This window comes from Devosia sp. Root436, from assembly GCF_001426345.1.
Classification (GTDB): Bacteria; Pseudomonadota; Alphaproteobacteria; order Rhizobiales; family Devosiaceae; genus Devosia.
Window position 1 is genome coordinate 371,747 of sequence record NZ_LMEM01000009.1, and the last position, 18,772, is coordinate 390,518.

An 18,772-nucleotide genomic window follows, 5' to 3' on the forward strand; every position below is an offset into this window, starting at 1 on the left:
CGTTGCCGGCAAATATGATCCCGCTAGAGCCGAAATATGCGACGCGCAGCTCCTGCTCGACGAGGAGCTTTGTAGGATGGCCAAGAGCGCTCTGTGCTGGTCGCTCTCAATGGACAGGCATGCTGCTTGTATGAAGAACAATTTCATCCCGAAGTTGCGATTTTGAGGTGACCTAATGATCGTAGCTCAGCGCATACTCATGCTTCGCCTCCAAGCAACGGAGATTGCCGTGCCGATTAGTCTGCACGCGCCCGTTGAAGGGGACCGCTGCTGGGAGTGCAGCTTTACCATTGGCTGGCCAGAAGGCGAGCGGGCCGCGATAGTGCGAGGCTTCGATGGCGTTCAGGCACTATATCTGGCGATGCAACGCATCTCCGTCGAGCTTTACGGCAGTGCCCACCATGCCGCCGGAAAACTGCGCTGGGGCAAGCCAGGGGATGGATATGGTTTCCCCATGGCAAAAGCCGGATACCAGGACCTTGTGGGTGAAGACCGGATTGCGCAGGTGCCGGACTGAGGGCACTGTGGCTTCACGCGCCCCCCCCCATCTTCCCGCGCAGGCGGGAATCCATTTTAAGTGCTTCGCCTGCCGCGGATGCGGAGATCTCATGATGGATCCCGGCCTGCGCCGGGATGACATCGGTGAAAGTGGACAGTCGGGCAGTCGCACCCATTTGGGGTTGGCATTCCCCCCCATCTCCGCTAGACAGCCCACCTAACCACCATGTCTGAACCTATCGCCGCGCCGCAGCGCTCAGTTGCCGCGTGGTTTGTCGCGGGACAGGTGCTGTCCGGGCGATTCTCCCTCGCCCCCTGCGTGAAAAACAGTTGAGCGAGCGCCATGCCAAAACGTACCGATATCAAGTCGATCCTCATCATCGGTGCGGGTCCGATCATTATCGGGCAGGCCTGTGAGTTCGACTATTCGGGAACCCAGGCCTGCAAGGCGCTGAAGGAAGAGGGCTACCGGATCATCCTGGTGAACTCCAATCCGGCGACGATCATGACCGATCCGGACCTGGCCGACGCCACCTATATGGAGCCGATCACCCCCGAGGTGGTCGCCAAGATCATCGAGAAGGAACGCCCCGATGCGCTGCTGCCGACCATGGGCGGACAGACGGCGCTGAACTGCGCGCTGAGCCTCAGGAAGATGGGCGTGCTCGACAAGTTCGGCGTGGAAATGATCGGCGCCACGGCCGAAGCCATCGACAAGGCGGAAGACCGCGAACTGTTCCGCGACGCCATGAAGAAGATCGGGCTGGAAACGCCCCGCTCCATGCTGGCGCATAACACCATCGAGGCCTTGCAGGCGCTCGAGGTGATCGGCCTGCCCTGCATCATCCGCCCCAGCTTCACGCTGGGCGGTACCGGCGGCGGCATTGCCTATAATCGCGAGGAATACCTCAATATCTGCGAGAGCGGCATCGACGCTTCGCCGACCAATGAAGTGCTGGTCGAGGAAAGCGTGCTCGGCTGGAAAGAGTATGAAATGGAGGTTGTCCGCGACAAGAAGGACAACTGCATCATCGTCTGCTCGATCGAAAATATCGACCCGATGGGCGTCCATACCGGCGACTCGATCACCGTCGCCCCGGCACTGACGCTGACCGACAAGGAATACCAGATCATGCGCGACGCCTCGCTGGCGGTGCTGCGCGAGATCGGCGTCGAGACCGGTGGATCGAACGTGCAGTTCGGCATCAACCCGGCGGATGGCCGCATGGTTGTCATCGAGATGAATCCGCGCGTAAGCCGGTCCTCGGCGCTGGCCTCCAAGGCCACGGGCTTCCCGATCGCCAAGGTCGCCGCGCGCCTGGCCGTGGGCTATACGCTGGACGAGCTGGACAATGACATTACCGGCGGCATGACCCCGGCTTCGTTCGAGCCGAGCATCGACTATGTCGTGGTGAAAATCCCGCGTTTCGCCTTCGAGAAATTCCCCGGCGCCGACAATCGGCTGACTACGTCGATGAAATCGGTGGGCGAGGCCATGGCCATCGGCCGCACCTTCCAGGAGAGCTTGCAGAAGGCCCTGCGCTCGCTCGAAACCGGGCTGACCGGGCTCAACGAGATCGGCATTCCGGGCCTGGGCGAAGGCGAGGACAAGAATGCCATCAAGGCCGCTTTGGGCACGCCGACGCCGAACCGGCTGCTGCATGTGGCCGAAGCCATGCGGCTGGGCATGAGCCTCGAGGACATCCACGAGGCCTGCAGAATAGACCCGTGGTTCCTTGAGCAGATGCAGGGGATCGTGGACAGCGAGAGCAAGGTCAAGCAATTCGGCCTGCCCCAGGATGCGCAAAACCTGCGTTCGCTCAAGGCCATGGGCTTTTCCGACGCGCGGCTGGCGCAACTGGCCAATGTGAAGCCATCGGATGTGCGCAAGCTCCGCCACTCGCTGGAAGTCCGGCCGGCCTATAAACGCATCGACACCTCGGCGGCCGAATTCGCTTCGCCGACCGCCTATATGTATTCGACCTATGAAGTGCCGTTCAACGGCAAGGTGGACGACGAGGCGCGCCCGAGCGACCGCAAGAAGGTGGTGATCCTGGGCGGCGGGCCGAACCGCATCGGCCAGGGCATCGAATTCGACTATTGCTGCTGCCATGCCGCGTTTGCATTGGCCGATGCCGGCTACGAGACCATCATGGTCAACTGCAACCCGGAAACCGTTTCGACCGACTACGACACCTCCGACCGGCTCTATTTCGAGCCGCTGACCGAAGAGGACGTGATCGAAATCCTGCTTACGGAAAAGCAGAACGGCACGCTGCATGGTGTGATCGTGCAGTTCGGCGGGCAGACGCCGCTCAACCTGGCCGAAGCGGTGCAGAAGGCCGGCGTGCCGATCCTGGGCACGCAGCCCGACGCCATCGACCTGGCCGAGGACCGCGATCTCTTCTCCAAGCTCCTCAACAAGCTCGAACTGACCCAGCCCAAGAACGGCATTGCCTATAGCCTGGAACAGGCGCGGCTCGTGGCCGAGCGGCTGGGTTATCCGCTGGTGATCCGCCCGAGCTACGTGCTGGGCGGCCGCGCCATGGCCATCGTCCATTCGGCCAGTGAATTCGAGCGCTATGTGCAGGATACGCTGACCGGGCTGGTGCCGCCCGATATCCTGCAGCGCTACCCCAATGACAAGACCGGGCAGATCAATTCGGTGCTGTCGGACAATCCGCTGCTGTTCGACGCCTATCTCAGCGGCGCCACCGAAATCGACGTCGATGCGCTTTGCGACGGCAAGGACGTATTCGTCGCCGGCATCATGGAGCATATCGAGGAGGCCGGCATCCATTCGGGCGACAGTGCCTGCTCGCTGCCATCGCGCAACCTCTCCCCCGAAGTGCTGGCCGAACTCAAGCGCCAGACGGCCGAGCTGGCCTTCGCGCTCAAGGTCGGCGGCCTGATGAATGTGCAATATGCGCTCAAGGACGGGGTAATCTACCTGCTCGAAGTCAATCCGCGCGCCAGCCGCACGGTGCCCTTCGTCGCCAAGGTGATCGGCCAGCCCATCGCCAAGATCGCCAGCCGCATCATGGCCGGGGAAAGCCTTGCCAGCTTCGGGCTGGTGGAACGCACGTTCAAGCATATCGCGGTCAAGGAAGCCGTGTTCCCGTTCAACCGCTTCCCCGGCGTCGATACCGTGCTGGGGCCGGAGATGAAATCGACCGGCGAAGTCATCGGCCTCGATACCGATTTCGCCATGGCGTTCGCCAAGTCGCAGATGGGCGCCGGCTCCAAGGTGCCGCAATCAGGCACGGCCTTCGTCTCGGTACGTGACGAGGACAAGCAGTATATCGTCGACATGGCCCGCCACCTGGTCGAGGGCGGCTTCACCATCCTCGCCACCGGCGGCACGCAGAAATACCTGGTCGAGAACGGCATTGCCGCCACCAAGATCAACAAGGTGCTCGAAGGGCGGCCGCATATCGTGGATTCGATGAAGAATGGCGGCGTGCAACTGGTGATCAACACCACCGACGGCATGAAGTCGATTTCGGACAGCCGCGATATAAGGCGGACGGCGTTGCTGTCGAAAATCCCCTACTACACCACCATCGACGGCGCGCTGGCGGCGGTGGAAGGGATCGTGGCCTTGCAGAAGGGGAGCCTCGTGGTGCGGTCATTGCAAAGCTATTTCGCGGCTTAGAGGCTCCTGACCTCTCCTACCCCTGGATCGTCACCCTTGGGCGTGACCCGATGGCTCTTCACTTGCGGAGCCATCGTTAAGTACAGCGCCCGCGGGTGACGGCTGGTGGTGACGGGAAAGCCGGTGATCGGTGCGAGGGGGGTGTTGGTTGACACTCGGCGCCCCTCCCCTATAGTCCCATCACCATGATGATGATCCAGTCTCACAAGTTCGCAGTGTTCCTCGGCGCCTGATGGCGCCCTGTTCGGGCACGAACTGAGCGGCAACCCGCTCGATCCGGCCGCAATTGCGGCCTTGCGAACTCATGGACTTTTCAATGCCTGATACTTCTCACGCGCTCTCGGCAGCGCAGCTTGACGCCTTCATTACCGACGGCTTCGTCCGCATCGACAATGCCTTCTCCACCGAACTGGCCGGGCAGGGCCGCGCCATCCTGTGGCGCGATACCGGCTGCGATCCCGACGATCCCGCGACCTGGACCAAGCCGGTCATCCGGTTGGGCGGTTATTCGGACCAGCCGTTCCGCGAGGCGGCCAATACGCCAACCCTGCTCGCGGCCTATGACCAGTTGGTCGGCAAGGACCGGTGGGTGCCGCCGCAGGGGCTGGGCACCTTCCCGGTGCGCTTTCCGTCGAAAGCCGAACCCGGCGACGATGGTTGGCATATCGACGGGAGCTTTGCCGGCGACGACTTCAAGGACTTCCTCGATATCAGGGCCAATGTCGTCTCCAAGGGACGCGCCCTGCTGATGCTGTTCTTGTTCTCCGATGTCGGGGAAGACGACGCGCCGACGCGCATTCGGGTGGGCTCGCATCTCGATGTCGCCCGCTATCTCGCCCCGGCCGGCGACGATGGCCGCTCGCTGCGCGACATGATCGCCGACCGGCCGGACTGGTTCGATACCGGCAAGGAAGCCCTGACGACCGGGCCGGCCGGTACAGTCTATCTCTGCCATCCGTTCCTGGTGCATGCCGCCCAGAAGCATCGTGGCAGCCGGGTCAAGTTCATGGCCCAGCCGCCACTGATGCCCAGGGGGCTGCTCGAACTCGACCGCGCCGATGGCGATTATTCGCCGGTGGAGCAGGCGATCCGGGCAGCGCTGGACGGTCAATAGGATGCCAGGCGGGCGGGGCTTGCCCCGCCCGCTTGACCCTGACCGGCGCAAGGCCGAATACTCGGCAGGCGGCGGCAATCCGGAGACGCATCATGCGCCTGGTTCTGACTATGCCTTTTCTCGCGCTGTCCATGGCAGGGCCGTGCTTCGCGCAGAGCGATGACTTCAACCCCTATCAGGCCGTACTCGATGCGATGCCGTTGAGCCAGGCTCAGCCGCTGATCGAAGCAGCCCTTGGCCCGGTCGAGGACACGACCGGCCGACTCCACAAGGATTTCGTCGGCCCGGGGGTTAAAATACTTTCCGTCCGGGATGCGAGCGACAACCTTTCCATCTTCCTCTTCTGCGACGACAGGCTGGCGGCCGTGTCCGCCGTCGTCACCACGACGGTCGCGGCTGGGGTACTGGCGCCGTTGAGCCTGCCCAGCGGTCCCGCGCTCGTGGTCAATCCCAGCGAGCAGGGCGTCATGATCTCGGCCGAGGAGCCGGACGTCAACTTCGCCTATTGGGGCGTGGGCACCGAGACCAGCTATGTCTCGCTCAGCTACCCATGGACGGTGTTCGTCAACATGGATTTCGAGGGCCGCTGCCAGGACGTCGCTCCCGACTAGCGCGCACGGAAGAACGCCGCCACTTCGGCCAGTGCGCCATCGACCATCTCGTCATCCACATCGAGATGGGTCACCCAGCGCTGCTGGCCGTAGCGGCCGGTAATGCCGACGCCGCGTGACTGGAGAAACTCGGTCAGGCGATCCCCGATGCGCTCCTCAACATCGACGAAGATGATATTGGTATCGGGCATGGTGACGTGGAGCGAGGGGAAGGCGGCGAGACCATCGGCCAGCCTTTTGGCGCGGCGATGATCGTCGGCCAGCCGGGCCACATTATTGTCGAGCGCATAGAGGCCGGCCGCCGCCAATATGCCGGACTGGCGCAGCCCGCCACCCAGCATCTTGCGATTGCGGCGTGCCGTGTCGATCAGGTCCTGCCTTCCGACAAGTACCGAGCCGACCGGGGCCCCCAGCCCCTTGGAAAGGCAGATTGAAACGCTGTCGAAGGGCGCCGTGAAGCTCTTGATGTCCGTGCCCAGCGCCACGACGGCATTGAAGGCGCGGGCCCCGTCGAGGTGCAGACCCAGGCCGTGGCGGGTGGCGATCTCGGCCACTTGCGCCATGTAACTCACCGGCAGCACCTTGCCGCCAAAGGTGTTTTCGAGCGCGATGACCCGCGTGGTGGCGAAATGGCTGTCGCCGGCCTTGATCGCGCCTTCGATCTCGCCGAGATCCATGGTGCCGTCGGGCCGATGAGCAATGGGCTGCGGCTGGATCGAGCCAAGGACCGCGGCGCCGCCCGCCTCGTATTTGTAGCAATGGGCATTCTGTCCGGCGATGAATTCGTCGCCGCGCCCGCAATGGCTCATCAGGGCCAGCAGGTTCGATTGCGTGCCGGACGAGACGAAGAGCGCCGCATCCTTGCCGAGCATGGCGGCCATCCGCTGTTCGAGCAGGTTGACTGTCGGATCGTCGCCGAACACATCATCGCCCACCTCGGCCGCCGCCATGGCAGCCCGCATTGCGGCGGAAGGTTTCGTCACGGTGTCGGAGCGGAAGTCGTAACGGATGGTGTTCATGGCGGACTCGGCTGTTGCTCGGTGATGCCTATCACGTTTTGTCGTGTTGGCATGTCCTTGGCAATCACAAGGGCTTCGGCATGCGCCGGATCACCTCGCCCCTGAGGGGAGAGGGAGCCATGGCCCGTGATATGGCTTCAGGCGGCGACGTCCCCGCCATCCTGGCCGTCATTGGCGGCGCTCAGGTCCAGCGGCGGGCGGCGGGCCACGATGAGGATGCCCGATATCGGGGCACCCCGGTCGAACCGCAGCACTGCCATCTCGAACCGAAGCACTTCGAGCCCCGCCACCACCAGCGCATCCCGCGTGGCATCCACGCCATGGGCGTAGCGCAGCGACGGCCGCAGGAACAGCGGCTCGGGCCCGTCATGGGCTTCGAGGGAAAAGGCGACGAGCCCGCCCGGACGCAGGGCCGGCGCCAGCGCGGCCAGGACCGGTGGCAGGGCCCCGCAATAGATGAACACGTCGGCGGCGGTGATCAGGTCGGCGTCGGCGCGGCGGGCAATAAGCGCCGCCACCAGTTCGGCCTTCTGCAGGCTGTCATAGATGCCCTTGCGGGCCGTCTCGGCGATCATGGCCGCCGAGACGTCGATGCCTTCGAGGAAAGCGGCCTTGGCCCGCAAACGCTGCCCCATGAGCCCGGTGCCGCACCCAAGGTCCAGCGCCCGCGCGAAGCTGTCTATGCCCAGCCGGGCCATTTCAGCATTGACCAGGTCGTCGAGCATTTCGGGCACGCGATAGCCAAGCTTGTCCATCAGCGAGCGCTCGAACTGAGGCGCATACTGGTCGAACAGCGCCTCGACATAGCTCACCGCCGTACCGTCGGCGGCCTGGCTGGCGCCATGCGCGGCGAGCTTGAGGCCGGCGCCGAACACGCCCTCGTCGTCCAGCGCCTCAAGATGCCGCCAGGCCGAGATGGCGCCCGAAACATCGCCAGCCTTTTCGCAATAGAGACCGAGCATATCCCAGCCCGCCGCCCAGTCGGGAACGATATCGAGCGCCTGAACCAGCAGGTCGGCGGCGGCGGCATGGTCGCCCCCGTCGGCCAGCATCCTCGCATAGCCGGCACGGCGATCGGCGATGACATCGCCGGAAGAATGAAACGCCTTGGTCAAGACGAAGTGATCTCTGGAGGTTACCGCGCTCACTGGCCCGGCGCGCGGGGGTTTGACGCAAATCCGGCCGGAAAGCAAGCGGCACCGCGCGGTGCAAAAACCGGCTGCGACGATAGTGCCGGTTTGCATCAGTGCTTTTTGGAGTATTGTGGCCCTGTCCGGTACGACGCTTTGGCGCCGTATCGCGACACGACGCCACCGACACCGAGATGCTTTGCCTGTCTCGCCTGCCGGTTCCGCGTCAGCGCCGGGCTTTTGTAGTCCGGGGCAAATACTTGACGAAACTACGTTTTGCCCTGGCAGGAAGCACTTTCCCGCCGGGCGATTTGTCATGTGTAAACAGATATTGAACAGCCGTTTTTTTCAGGCTACGCTCCCCCGATCGAATATTGCGGCCGACCGATCTGATCCTGCGAATTCCATTCGCCGCCTGCTGACGTCACTTTCCGATATTTCGATATCACTCCGTCCATGGCCAATAGTGGCCACGGACCGCCTACAGCAGCGACTGCACGAGGGAACGCGCATCATGGCAACTGGCACCGTAAAGTGGTTTAACGGCCAAAAGGGCTACGGCTTCATTCAGCCCGACGAAGGCGGGGCGGACGTGTTCGTCCACATCTCCGCCGTTCAGCGTTCGGGCCTGAATGGTCTCGATGAGGGCCAGAAGGTTACCTACGAGATCGTCAAGGACAAGCGGACCGGCAAGTCGGCCGCCGACAACCTGACTGCCGCCTGAGCCATCAGGCATAACAGACCGAAGGGGCGCGTCCGACTTGGAGGGACACGCCCCTTTTTTTGTTTTGCTGGTGCATGAGGGGACGCAATTGCTTGTTGCCGAGCCCATCCGGGTTTAATAATAGCCATCCGCTCGCGGCGGGCGGACAAAACCCGAGGCATCGTTCGTGAATGCAATGATCGAAGCACGATCCGCGGATGAGAGCGTGCTGGCGACGCTGTCGCGCGCCAAGGCCCTGATCGAAGGTCACGACTTCGACTCTGCCGTGCAGGTCTATTCCCAACTGCTGAAAGCCGAACTCGTTGCGCCTTTGCGCGGGGAAGTAATGACCAATCTGGGCGCGGCTTTGTGTCTGCTGGCCCGCCGCGAAACCGGCCCGCGGGCGCAGGCCCGGCTCGACCAGGCACATCACCTGCTGGTCAGCGCCCTCGCCTTTCGCTCGCGTACCACGGCGCCGGCGGCATGGGCGACCACCCGCGCCAACCTGGCCATGGTGCATCTGGCCCGCTACCAGGCCGGCGGCGACCGCGACGAATTGCTGTCGGGACACCTGGCGCTGGACGGTATCGAGCAGGCATTGCGCCATACCGACGAAACGGCATTGCGCGATTGGGTCGCCGCTATTCGCGACCAGTTGATCGACTTGCGCGAGCGCCGCCACCGCAAGCGCGGTTAGCTGCGCCCCAGTTCCTCGCTGCGCCGCCTGGCGGCGTCCACGGTGCGGGCTATGAGATCAGTCAGCCCGTTGTCGGCCATCAGCACCGCAAGGCCCGCGGCCGTCGTGCCGTTGGGCGAGGTCACGTTCTGCCGCAGCACCGACGGCGCGGCGGGATCGGCTTCGAGCAGGGCCGCCGAGCCGATGACGGTCTGGCGCGCCAGTTGCCCGGCCACGGCATCGGGCAGGCCCTGGCGCCGCCCCGCTTCGGCCAAAGCCTCCACCAGATGGAACACATAGGCCGGGCCGGAGCCTGAAACGGCAGTCACCGCATCAAGCTGGGCCTCATCATCGAACCAGACCACGGGACCGGCCGCCCGCAGCAGCGCCTCGGCAACCTCGCGATCCTCGTCGCCCACGGCGGGACCGGCCACCGCGCCGGTAATGCCCTTGCCGATCTGCGCCGGCGTATTGGGCATGGTGCGGATGACGCGGCCCATGTCGAGCCCGCGCGACAACCTGTTGATATCGATGCCCGCGGCGATGGAAATGGCCAGCGTATGCGGCCCGATAATGGGCTGCAGCGATTCCATGACCTTGTCGATGATCTGCGGCTTGATGGCCAGCACCAGCACATTGGGCAGGAGCCCGCTGGCATCGGAATTGAGCACCAGGCCGTAGTCCTCGGCCAGTTGTTTTGCCTCGGGGCCGGGACTGGGGTCGACCAGCACGAGATGGTTTGGCCTCAGGCCGGCATCGAGCCAGCCGCGGGCCAGCGCCAGACCCATCTTGCCGGCGCCCACCAGCATGACCGGGCCGAGATGGCTGAGCGAGACGCTCATGCTTCGCCTACCGTTTCAAACATGACGTGGCTCAGGGCATCGGCGGCGGTCTTGCCGGCCCAGACGACGAACTGGAAGGCCTGGTAGTAGAGATCGCAGCTGTCGGTGGCCGAGCGCAGCAAAGCCTCGCATTGCTGTGGCGACACATCGGCGCCGCCGGTCAGCAGGTGCGAATTGCGGAACAGCACCACGCCTTCCTTGTTCCAGATATCGAAATGGCCGATCCAGAGCTGCTCATTAATCAATGAAATCAACTGCTTGATCTCGCTGCGCCTTCCTTCGGGCACCTTGAGGTCGAAGGCGCAGGCGATATGCAGGCTTTCGAGGTCTTCCATCCAGTTGAAGGAGACGTGGTAATCCGACCAGCCGCCGCGCACGGAAATGGAGATTTCGTCGGCATCCTGCCGCTCGAAGGTCCAGTCGTTGATCGAGGCGATATGCTCGATAATGTCCACCGGGTGGACATTGCGATCGGGCTCGACTTGCAGCAGTGACATCGACGGTTCCGTCCATTAACCGGCAGGTTTTGGATATTCAGAAACTGGGCCGCACGCACGAGGCTTACGAATCGTCCTGATGAAATGACCCTACACGCCCCTACTGATTCAGGGGACGGAACGCGGGCCTTGGACGGCATTCTCTTGTGGATGACGATGGGCGGCCTAAGGTTAACGGACTGTTAACGTTGAGGGCGCGTTCACAGGCAATTGCGCGTCAGAACAGACCGCTCGCATCGGCCCAACCCGTTGCCAGCGCTTGCTTCCAGGGAAGAAATCCATTGTCGACGGCCTGCTGCGCCGCGGCGTGATGATCGTATTGGACGACGCGCAGGCTCGTGCACCATTTGGCGTTCCGCCGCTCAATCACAGCATAGCGCGCATCGGGCGAGCCGTGGACAAGCTGCAGCCCCACCGCACCCGGATTGACGATCATCCGCCCGTCGCGCAGGCGCACCGAACGGGCGGCATGGGTATGGCCGCACAGCATGACGGGATAGTCGAGCCCTTCAGCGGCGGCGGTCACGGCGGCTTCGGACGGCAGCGTGGTCTTGCGGTCGTGATACCAGCCATCGAGCCAGGGCGCGTTGTCACTGGCCGGCGTGCCGTGGCAGAGGAAGACTTCGCCGTTGAAGACCGACGTGGCCGGCATGGCGGCGAGCCAGGCCCGGTGCGTATCGGTCATATGCGAGAGCGCAAAACGGTCGACGCTGTCGAGCTCACGGCCATCCCTCTGGCCGTCTGCCAGCCAGCGATCGTGATTGCCGCGGATCACCGGGCCATCGAGCGCCATGAGCCGATCGGCCGACCCGGCCGGATCGATGGGGCCGCTGACATGGTCGCCCAGGCATAAGGTGGCATCGACGCCCTGGCCGGCGATATCGGCCAAGACGGCATCGAGCGCCATGGCATTGCCATGCACGTCGGAAATGACGGCGATCTTCAAAATCAGCTGGCTTTGGATTTGGCGCCCTTGAGCGCGGCGAGCTCCTTGCGCAGGGCGTCGATCTCCTCGCCCTGCACCTGCACCAGCTCGCGCAAAGCGTCGAAATCCTCGCGCTTGACCAGGTCCATGTCGACGACGAGGCGCTGGGCCTGGCCCTTAACCACGGTCTCGACTTCGCGGCGAACGCCATCGGCCACACCGGCCGCCTCGTTCATCAATCGGCCCAGATCGTCGAAGATCCTGTTGTTCTGGCTCATCGCATACCTATTTGGTTCGGCCCCTTATCGTATTACTTAGGGCACACCCGCCGACTTGACCAGAGAGGCCGAAGCGGCAATGGTCCGGCCGATTGCCGCAGGAGCTGCTTTTGCCCTTCCCCAATATCGATCCCATCGCCTTTGCCATCGGGCCTTTCGCCGTGCGCTGGTATGCGCTTGGCTATCTGTTCGGCGTGGGGTTGGGGGCCGGTTATGGCTATCTGCTGCTGGCCAATACGCGGCTCTGGCACAAGGGCGAGCCGCCCTTCGCTGCCAAGGATATCTGGGATTTCGCCTTCTGGACCATGCTGGCCATCGTGGTCGGCGGGCGCGTGGGCTATGTGCTGTTCTATAACCTGCCCTATTACCTGGCCAACCCGGCCGAGATCATCAACACGCTCGATGGCGGCATGAGCTATCATGGCGGCATGCTGGGGCTGATGCTGGCGGTGATCCTGTTCACCTGGCGCAAGGGCAATGGCAACTGGCTGAGCGGCCTCGACCTGATCGCCTCCGTGGCCACCATCGGCATTTTTCTCGTCCGCATCGCCAATTTCATCAATGCCGAGCTCTATGGCGCCCCGACCAGCCTGCCCTGGGGCGTGGTGTTTCCCACCGACCCCGAGCAATTGCCGCGCCATCCCAGCCAGCTTTATGAAGCGGCGCTGGAGGGGCTGCTGCTATTCCTCGTCATCCGCATCTTCACCCATGTCTTCTACAGCCTGCGCCGGCCGGGCATGGTCGCCGGCATATTCGGCATCGGCTATGGGCTGAGCCGGATTGCCGTCGAATTCGTGCGCCTGCCGGATGTACAGATCGGCTATCTCTATGGCGGGTGGCTGACCATGGGCATGGTGCTGAGCATGCCGCTGGTGGTGGCCGGGCTGGCGCTGGTGGTGTGGGCAGCGACGCGGCGGGAGAGTTTGGTTCGTGGGTAAGTGTGCTGTACCACCACGGCTGGATTGCGAGCATACAAAATGACCACCGCCCCCACCCTGCCCGAGCTGATCGACATGCAGATCCGCAGCAGCGGGCCGATGTCTGTCGCCTCCTATATGGGCCTGTGCCTCACCCATCCGTCCAAGGGCTATTACAAGGGGGCCGATCCGCTGGGAGCCAAGGGCGATTTCGTCACGGCGCCGGAGATCAGCCAGATGTTCGGCGAGCTGATCGGCTTCTTTTTCGTCAACCTGTGGCAGCAGATGGGGAGCCCCAAGGCCTTCACCCTGCTCGAACTCGGACCTGGCCGCGGCACGCTGATGGCCGACATGCTGCGCGTCGCCTGCCGCGCCGAGGGGTTTCGCGACGCGCTCGACCTGCGCCTGTTCGAGACCAATCCGGCGTTGATAGCGGAACAGAATGCCCGGCTCGAAGCCTATGAGCCCAAATGGATCGATGCCTTCGAAAAGGTCGGCGAGGGTCCGCTGCTTGTCGTGGCCAACGAATTTTTCGACGCGCTGCCCATTCGCCAGTTCGTGCGCATGGACGATGGCTGGCACGAGCGCATGGTGGGGCTGAGCGATGGCCAGCGCAGCTTCGGGCTCAACCCCACGCCGATCCCGGCCAGCGCCATGCCCGAGGCGGTAGCGGCGGCCGAAACCAACAGCGTCTTGGAGGTGGGCCTCGCCAATGGCGAGGTGATGAAACGGCTGGCCGGCATTGTCTCCACACAAGGGGGCGCCATCCTGGTCGTGGATTATGGCTATGCGCGCACCCAGACCGGCGAGACCCTGCAGGGCGTGCGCCGGCATCACTATGCCGACGTGCTCGATGCACCGGGCGAGACCGACCTGTCGGCCCATGTCGATTTCGAGGCCCTGGGCAATGTGGCCGCCAATGCCGGATTGACCGTGCAGCCGCTGGCGACACAGGGCCAGTTCCTGGCCCGGCTGGGCATCAATGAACGCGCCAGGGCGCTCAGCGCCGCCAACCCGGCTTCGGCCGGCGATATCGCGGCGGCCAAGGCGCGGCTGGTGGCCCCCGAGCAGATGGGCAACCTGTTCAAGGCCTTCTGCGCCGCCAGCCCGGGCCTCTCACCGGCAGGATTTGAACCATGACCGTCCATTACGAGCAAAGCGCCGCCCTGGCCGGCCTCGGCCCCGTCAGGCATGGCTTCTTCGGCCGCAAGGGCGGCGCGTCACTGGGTGATTTCGCCGAAAACAACATGTCTGTCGTGGTCGGTGACGAACCGCGCGCCGTCGATATCAACCGCAGCGCCGCCGCCGAAGCACTGGGCTTTTTCCGTCCGTCGCTTTACCTGCTCAAACAGGTCCATTCCAACCGGGTGCGGACCATCACGCAAAAACCCGACAATGACGAGCCCCACGAAGCCGATGCCATGGTGACCAACCAACCCGGCATCGCCATGGGCATCCTCACCGCCGACTGCACGCCGATCCTGCTGGCCGACGACGAGGCACGCGTTATCGGCGCAGCCCATGCCGGCTGGCGCGGCGCGGTGGACGGGATCGTCGGCAATACAGTTGAGGCCATGGTGGCGCTGGGGGCGAATCCGGCCCACATCGTCGCCGCCATCGGGCCGACGATTTCAGGCGAGAATTATGAAGTGGGTCCCCATTTCATGGACGATTTCGTCAAGCTGCGGCCCGATGGCTGGCGGCATTTTTCGACGCATAACAGCGCGCGGGCGCATTTCGACCTGCCCGGCTTCGTGGCCGCTGAACTGGCGCGGGCCGGCGTGACGCAGGTGGAACGGGTCGGGGACTGCACCTATGGCCAGCCCGACCGCTATTTCTCGCACCGCTACGCCACCCACCAGGGCGGCAGGACGGGACGGCAGATCGCGATCATCGGGCTGGTTTAGAGAGCGCCGTCCGACCCTTTATTGTCAGCCCATTCGCGGTGTCATCCCGGCGCAGGCCGGGGTGACACCGTGAAGGGGGGCGACATCAAGCATCGTCACAGGCTTCGTTTACCCAAAATGCCCTGTCATCCATTTGTCTCGTTGCGCCGCTGGGAACGACTCGCTAAAGGTGCCCACGAAACTGGATGGTGCCCGGATATCGGGGACCGGTTGAGACAGGATCGCGCCCCATGAAGCTGGTGACCGGCAACTCCAACCGCGCCCTCGCCCAGGCCGTCGCCAGTTATCTCGAACTTCCCCTCACAGATTGTACGGTCAAGCGCTTCGCAGACAAGGAAGTCTATGTCGAGGTGCATGAGAATGTGCGCGGCGAAGATGTCTTCATCCTGCAATCGACCAGCTTTCCGGCCAATGACAACCTGATGGAACTGCTGATCCTGACCGACGCGCTGCGGCGCTCGTCGGCCCGGCGGATCACCGCCGTCCTGCCCTATTTCGGCTATGCGCGGCAGGACCGAAAATCGGCCTCGCGCACGCCCATCTCGGCCAAGCTGGTGGCGAACCTGATTACCGAAGCCGGCGTCAATCGCGTCATCACGCTCGATCTGCATGCCGCCCAGATCCAGGGCTTCTTCGATATCCCGACGGACAATCTCTATTCCGCGCCGGTCATGACGCGCGACATCAAGGACAATTACGACAACGCCAAGGTGATGATCGTTTCGCCCGACGTCGGGGGTGTCGCCCGCGCGCGCGCCATTGCCCAGCGCATCGGCGCCGATCTGGCCATTGTCGACAAGCGCCGCCCCAAGGCCGGCGTTTCCGAAGTGATGAACATCATCGGCGACGTCTCCGGCCAGCACTGCATCCTGATCGACGACATCGTCGACAGCGGCGGCACGCTGGTCAATGCCGCCGAGGCCCTGCTCAATGCCGGCGCCCTGGAAGTCTCGGCCTATATCACCCACGGCGTGCTCTCCAACAGCGCCGCCGAAAAGATCGCCGCCTCCAAGCTCAAGGAACTGGTGATCACCGACTCGATCGAGGAAACCGATCTGGTCCAGACCGCCTCCAATATCCGCCGCATCTCCATCGCTCCCCTGATCGGCGAAGCCATCGCGCGCACCGCGAGCGAGCAAAGCGTCTCGAGCCTGCTGGACTGAGCTGCCACGCCCTCGGGGCACTATTTCTCACCACCTGTCGAAATCGCCGCTCCTCGCGCGACATTGCCCTGAAGGGCTATGGTGCCCGCAAGGAGAGATGCGATGAAATATCTGCTGATGCTCTATGCCGACGAAAAGGCCGGCGCCACGATTCCGCCCGAACAGATGGCCGGCTTCATGGACCAGATGGCCACCTATCAGCAAACCCTGGAAAAGGCCGGCGCCTTCGTCGATACCGCCGCGCTGCAGATGACCGGCGCCGCGAAAACCATTTCCAGCCCGGATGGCCAGTTGCAGGTGCATGACGGCCCCTATGCCGACACGCGCGAACAATTCGGCGGCTATTTCATCATCGAGGCGCCTGACATGGACGAGGCCATCCGACTGGCCGCGCTGTGCCCGGCTGCGACCTGGGGAAAGATCGAAATCCGCCCCTATCACCCCGGATATGCACCGGGCTGAAGATTTTTTCGCGCCATTCGGGCGTAGCCCTTATGGCCTTCTCGCCTAAAATCGCTCCACCGGAGCGATTTTCTGAAGAAAGTCGGCTCGAAGAGTCGAAAGCTGTCTGCCACCATCGACATTGTTGCATCGGAGCCTTCGCTTCGACGCAACAATTGGGAGACCAGAGATGAAATTCATGCTGCTGATATATGGCGACGAAGCCGCCGCGACCGCCGCCACGCCGGCCGATACACGGGTCATGAGCCCGGACTACACCGCCTATAACGAGGCGCTGATCAAGGCCGGCGCCCTGCTGGCGGGAAACCGGCTGCGCCCCACCGCCGACGCCACCAGCGTTCGCGTGCGCAACGGCAAGACCGAGCTGCTCGACGGCCCCTATGCCGAGACCAAGGAGCAGTTTGGCGGCTATTACCTGATCGAGGCGCCGGACCTGGACACGGCCCGGGACTGGGCCAGCAAATGCCCGTCGGCGAAAACCGGCACCGTGGAAGTGCGGCCCGTCTGGCAGCTCGATTAAGGAGAATACCCATGCGCTACATGATGATCATCCACCACGACGCCGAAGCCATGGCCAAGGCGCCCCAGCAGGAATTGTGGGCCGAATATGCCGCCTTCAACCAGGCGCTGAACAAGGCCGGCGAAGGCTTTTCCGGCGGCCTGCGGCTGAGCCCGGGCAAGCAGGGCACCGTGGTTCGCAGCAGCGGCGGCAAGACCGACGTGCTCGACGGCCCCTATGCCGACACCCGCGAACAGCTGGCCGGCTATTTCTTCATCGACGTGCCCGATATCGAGCAGGCAGTGGAATGGGCCAATCGCTGCCCGAGCTCGAAATACGGCGCCATCGAAATCCGCCCCATCGTCGAGCAGACCGCATCCTGATGGATGACCTGGCGCGCCGGACGGCAGAGCGGGCGGCGCGCGACAGCTACGGGCGCCTGCTGGCCTTTCTCGCCGCCCGCACGCGGGACGTGGCGGGGGCAGAGGACGCGCTGGCGGAAGCCTTTGCCAGCGCGCTCAAATCCTGGCCGGAACAGGGTGTTCCTGCCAATCCCGATGCGTGGCTGCTGACCGTCGCCCGCCGCCGCCAGACCGACGCTGTCCGGCGGCGGCAGACCCGCATGGCCGGGGAGGTTCATATCCAGCTCATGACCGAGGAACTCGAAGAGGCGGCCGCCAATCCGCAGACCATCCCCGACCGGCGCCTGGCGCTGATGTTTGCCTGCGCCCATCCCGAGATCGAAGCCGGCATGCGGGCGCCGCTGATCCTGCAGACCATATTGGGGCTGACGGCCATCGACATCGCCGCCGCCTTCCTCATTCCGCCCGCCACGATGGGCCAGCGCCTGGTGCGGGCCAAGGCGCGCATCCGGGAACTCGGCGTGCCCTTCGCCATCCCCGAGCGCGAGGAGCTGGCGGCCCGGCTCGATGCCGTGCTCGACGCCATCTATGCCGCCTATGCCAAGGGCTGGACCGAAATCGGCGACACGGCCGCCGAGCGGCTGGCCGACGAGGCCATCTGGCTGGGCCGGCTGGTGGTGAGCCTCCTGCCGGACGAACCGGAAGCCAAGGGCATGCTGGCCCTGATGCTCTATGCCGAAGCCCGAAGGGGCGCGCGGCGGGACGGCGCCGGCGCCTATGTGCCGCTGGAACGGCAGGACATCGAATTGTGGGACGAGCAGCAGATCATGGCTGCCGAAGCGCTGCTGCGCCAGGCCAACCAGGCCGGCCCCACCGGCCGCTACCAGATCGAAGCCGCCATCCAGTCGGCCCATGTGGCGCGGCGCGTGACGGGCCGGCCCAACTGGGACGCGGTGGTGGCGCTCTACGATGTGCTGCTGGGCCTGACCCAGTCGCCCGTCGCCCTGCTCAACCGCGCCGCCGCTTTGGCTGAAATCGAGGGCGCGGAAGCGGCGTTGACGAGCCTCGACGCCATTGCCGGCGACAGACGCATGGCCGACTATCAGCCCTATTGGGCCGCCCGCGGGCACCTCTGCGCCCGCGCCGGGCGCAAGGAAGAAGCCTATGAGGCGCTGACCCTGGCCATCGGCCTATCCATCGACGAAGCCGTGCGGCACTATCTCATCGGGCAGCGGACAGCGCTGCAGGACGGGTGATATTCCTTTCGCACCAGCCGTCACCCTCGGGCTTGACCCGAGGGCTCTGCACTTTCGGAGCGTGGAGCAAGTAAAGTGTCCTCGGGTCAAGCCCGAGGGATGACGATCGGGTTTGAGATACGGCTCTAATCGCCCCGCAACCTCCCTTGCTCCCCGCCCCCCTTTCGGCTATAGCCCGCGCCATGAAGCGCTCGTCACCCCTGGAGGACGGGCGCGTATGCTGTTGTAGTGACGCATACACCAACCCAGAATGGATTT

20 protein-coding genes are annotated in these 18,772 nt (G+C 64.1%); 14 read left to right on the forward strand and 6 right to left on the reverse strand.

Going from position 1 to position 18,772, the window contains the following annotated elements; genetic code table 11:
• The first annotated feature begins 175 nt into the window (after window positions 1-175).
• From ASD04_RS06820 to ASD04_RS06835, 4 genes are all read left to right on the forward strand, one after another.
• Window positions 176-517: a hypothetical protein gene (locus ASD04_RS06820; protein ID WP_056254451.1), complete on the forward strand. Its 342-nt coding sequence runs from the start codon at window positions 176-178 to the stop codon at window positions 515-517.
• Between the two features lie 324 nt (window positions 518-841).
• Window positions 842-4,153, forward strand: a complete 3,312-nt coding sequence (carB, locus tag ASD04_RS06825) for a carbamoyl-phosphate synthase large subunit (protein ID WP_056254454.1) — start codon at window positions 842-844, stop codon at window positions 4,151-4,153.
• A gap of 316 nt (window positions 4,154-4,469) precedes the next feature.
• Window positions 4,470-5,267 (forward strand): hypothetical protein, encoded by a 798-nt coding sequence (locus ASD04_RS06830; RefSeq protein ID WP_056255464.1) that lies wholly within the window; start codon window positions 4,470-4,472, stop codon window positions 5,265-5,267.
• Window positions 5,268-5,359: 92 nt separating this feature from the next.
• Window positions 5,360-5,878 (forward strand): hypothetical protein, encoded by a 519-nt coding sequence (locus ASD04_RS06835; RefSeq protein ID WP_056254457.1) that lies wholly within the window; start codon window positions 5,360-5,362, stop codon window positions 5,876-5,878.
• On the opposite strand, the gene ltaE is transcribed toward ASD04_RS06835, so the two are convergent.
• Together ltaE and ASD04_RS06845 are read right to left on the reverse strand one after the other, a co-directional pair.
• Window positions 5,875-6,897, reverse strand: a complete 1,023-nt coding sequence (gene ltaE / locus ASD04_RS06840) for a low-specificity L-threonine aldolase (protein WP_056254460.1) — start codon at window positions 6,895-6,897, stop codon at window positions 5,875-5,877. The genes ASD04_RS06835 and ltaE overlap by 4 nt on opposite strands.
• A 137-nt stretch (window positions 6,898-7,034) precedes the next feature.
• A complete protein-coding gene (locus tag ASD04_RS06845; protein ID WP_056254462.1) occupies window positions 7,035-8,012 on the reverse strand; it encodes a methyltransferase in 978 nt (325 codons plus the stop codon).
• Window positions 8,013-8,541: 529 nt separating this feature from the next.
• On the opposite strand from ASD04_RS06845, the gene ASD04_RS06850 reads away from it, so the two are divergent.
• Together ASD04_RS06850 and ASD04_RS06855 are read left to right on the forward strand one after the other, a co-directional pair.
• Entirely contained in the window at window positions 8,542-8,751 is a 210-nt protein-coding gene (locus ASD04_RS06850; RefSeq protein WP_046105238.1) for a cold-shock protein, read from the forward strand.
• A gap of 175 nt (window positions 8,752-8,926) precedes the next feature.
• On the forward strand, window positions 8,927-9,427 hold the full coding sequence (locus ASD04_RS06855) for a hypothetical protein (RefSeq protein ID WP_056254467.1): 501 nt from the start codon (window positions 8,927-8,929) through the stop codon (window positions 9,425-9,427).
• Here the strand turns inward: ASD04_RS06855 and proC are convergent.
• The 4 genes from proC to ASD04_RS06875 form a co-directional block, all read right to left on the reverse strand.
• The gene (gene proC, locus ASD04_RS06860; RefSeq protein ID WP_056254471.1) at window positions 9,424-10,248 is read right to left on the reverse strand and encodes a pyrroline-5-carboxylate reductase; all 825 of its coding nucleotides are present in this window, start codon (window positions 10,246-10,248) and stop codon (window positions 9,424-9,426) included. The two genes, ASD04_RS06855 and proC, sit on opposite strands and share 4 nt — an antisense overlap.
• Window positions 10,245-10,745, reverse strand: a complete 501-nt coding sequence (locus ASD04_RS06865) for a YbjN domain-containing protein (RefSeq protein WP_056254475.1) — start codon at window positions 10,743-10,745, stop codon at window positions 10,245-10,247. The genes proC and ASD04_RS06865 overlap by 4 nt, the downstream gene beginning before the upstream one ends.
• A gap of 217 nt (window positions 10,746-10,962) precedes the next feature.
• Window positions 10,963-11,691, reverse strand: coding sequence for a metallophosphoesterase family protein (locus tag ASD04_RS06870; RefSeq protein WP_056254478.1), 729 nt, complete (start codon window positions 11,689-11,691; stop codon window positions 10,963-10,965).
• Between the two features lie 2 nt (window positions 11,692-11,693).
• Window positions 11,694-11,948, reverse strand: a complete 255-nt coding sequence (locus ASD04_RS06875; RefSeq protein ID WP_056254480.1) for an accessory factor UbiK family protein — start codon at window positions 11,946-11,948, stop codon at window positions 11,694-11,696.
• A 104-nt stretch (window positions 11,949-12,052) separates the two neighbouring features.
• Here ASD04_RS06875 and lgt point away from each other — a divergent pair, with 104 nt between their 5' ends.
• The 8 genes from lgt to ASD04_RS06915 all read left to right on the forward strand — a co-directional run bounded on the left by lgt (window position 12,053) and on the right by ASD04_RS06915 (window position 18,514).
• Window positions 12,053-12,886: a prolipoprotein diacylglyceryl transferase gene (gene lgt / locus ASD04_RS06880; protein WP_244488281.1), complete on the forward strand. Its 834-nt coding sequence runs from the start codon at window positions 12,053-12,055 to the stop codon at window positions 12,884-12,886.
• Between the two features lie 39 nt (window positions 12,887-12,925).
• Window positions 12,926-14,005: an SAM-dependent methyltransferase gene (locus ASD04_RS06885; RefSeq protein ID WP_056254485.1), complete on the forward strand. Its 1,080-nt coding sequence runs from the start codon at window positions 12,926-12,928 to the stop codon at window positions 14,003-14,005.
• The gene (gene pgeF, locus ASD04_RS06890) at window positions 14,002-14,772 is read left to right on the forward strand and encodes a peptidoglycan editing factor PgeF (protein WP_056254488.1); all 771 of its coding nucleotides are present in this window, start codon (window positions 14,002-14,004) and stop codon (window positions 14,770-14,772) included. The genes ASD04_RS06885 and pgeF overlap by 4 nt, the downstream gene beginning before the upstream one ends.
• Window positions 14,773-15,002: 230 nt before the next feature.
• Window positions 15,003-15,935, forward strand: a complete 933-nt coding sequence (locus ASD04_RS06895) for a ribose-phosphate pyrophosphokinase (RefSeq protein WP_056254491.1) — start codon at window positions 15,003-15,005, stop codon at window positions 15,933-15,935.
• 102 nt (window positions 15,936-16,037) lie between these two features.
• A complete protein-coding gene (locus ASD04_RS06900; protein ID WP_056254494.1) occupies window positions 16,038-16,397 on the forward strand; it encodes a YciI family protein in 360 nt (119 codons plus the stop codon).
• A gap of 169 nt (window positions 16,398-16,566) precedes the next feature.
• Window positions 16,567-16,917 carry a YciI family protein gene (locus tag ASD04_RS06905; protein ID WP_056254496.1) on the forward strand — a complete coding sequence of 117 codons (351 nt, stop codon included), beginning with the start codon at window positions 16,567-16,569 and terminating at the stop codon, window positions 16,915-16,917.
• 11 nt (window positions 16,918-16,928) lie between these two features.
• Entirely contained in the window at window positions 16,929-17,279 is a 351-nt protein-coding gene (locus ASD04_RS06910) for a YciI family protein (RefSeq protein ID WP_056254499.1), read from the forward strand.
• A complete protein-coding gene (locus ASD04_RS06915) occupies window positions 17,279-18,514 on the forward strand; it encodes a DUF6596 domain-containing protein (RefSeq protein WP_056254501.1) in 1,236 nt (411 codons plus the stop codon). The genes ASD04_RS06910 and ASD04_RS06915 overlap by 1 nt, the downstream gene beginning before the upstream one ends.
• Window positions 18,515-18,772 lie beyond the last annotated feature (258 nt).

Excerpts from the sequence above, each read along its gene's own strand:
- ASD04_RS06820 (WP_056254451.1), top strand. The coding sequence starts at position 176 with ATGATCGTAGCTCAGCGCATACTCATGCTTCGCCTCCAAGCAACGGAG.
- carB (WP_056254454.1), top strand. The coding sequence starts at position 842 with ATGCCAAAACGTACCGATATCAAGTCGATCCTCATCATCGGTGCGGGT.
- ASD04_RS06830 (WP_056255464.1), top strand. The coding sequence starts at position 4,470 with ATGCCTGATACTTCTCACGCGCTCTCGGCAGCGCAGCTTGACGCCTTC.
- ASD04_RS06835 (WP_056254457.1), top strand. The coding sequence starts at position 5,360 with ATGCGCCTGGTTCTGACTATGCCTTTTCTCGCGCTGTCCATGGCAGGG.
- ltaE (WP_056254460.1), bottom strand. The coding sequence starts at position 6,897 with ATGAACACCATCCGTTACGACTTCCGCTCCGACACCGTGACGAAACCT.
- ASD04_RS06850 (WP_046105238.1), top strand. The coding sequence starts at position 8,542 with ATGGCAACTGGCACCGTAAAGTGGTTTAACGGCCAAAAGGGCTACGGC.
- ASD04_RS06855 (WP_056254467.1), top strand. The coding sequence starts at position 8,927 with ATGATCGAAGCACGATCCGCGGATGAGAGCGTGCTGGCGACGCTGTCG.
- proC (WP_056254471.1), bottom strand. The coding sequence starts at position 10,248 with ATGAGCGTCTCGCTCAGCCATCTCGGCCCGGTCATGCTGGTGGGCGCC.
- ASD04_RS06865 (WP_056254475.1), bottom strand. The coding sequence starts at position 10,745 with ATGTCACTGCTGCAAGTCGAGCCCGATCGCAATGTCCACCCGGTGGAC.
- ASD04_RS06875 (WP_056254480.1), bottom strand. The coding sequence starts at position 11,948 with ATGAGCCAGAACAACAGGATCTTCGACGATCTGGGCCGATTGATGAAC.
- ASD04_RS06885 (WP_056254485.1), top strand. The coding sequence starts at position 12,926 with ATGACCACCGCCCCCACCCTGCCCGAGCTGATCGACATGCAGATCCGC.
- pgeF (WP_056254488.1), top strand. The coding sequence starts at position 14,002 with ATGACCGTCCATTACGAGCAAAGCGCCGCCCTGGCCGGCCTCGGCCCC.
- ASD04_RS06895 (WP_056254491.1), top strand. The coding sequence starts at position 15,003 with ATGAAGCTGGTGACCGGCAACTCCAACCGCGCCCTCGCCCAGGCCGTC.
- ASD04_RS06900 (WP_056254494.1), top strand. The coding sequence starts at position 16,038 with ATGAAATATCTGCTGATGCTCTATGCCGACGAAAAGGCCGGCGCCACG.
- ASD04_RS06905 (WP_056254496.1), top strand. The coding sequence starts at position 16,567 with ATGAAATTCATGCTGCTGATATATGGCGACGAAGCCGCCGCGACCGCC.
- ASD04_RS06910 (WP_056254499.1), top strand. The coding sequence starts at position 16,929 with ATGCGCTACATGATGATCATCCACCACGACGCCGAAGCCATGGCCAAG.
- ASD04_RS06915 (WP_056254501.1), top strand. The coding sequence starts at position 17,279 with ATGGATGACCTGGCGCGCCGGACGGCAGAGCGGGCGGCGCGCGACAGC.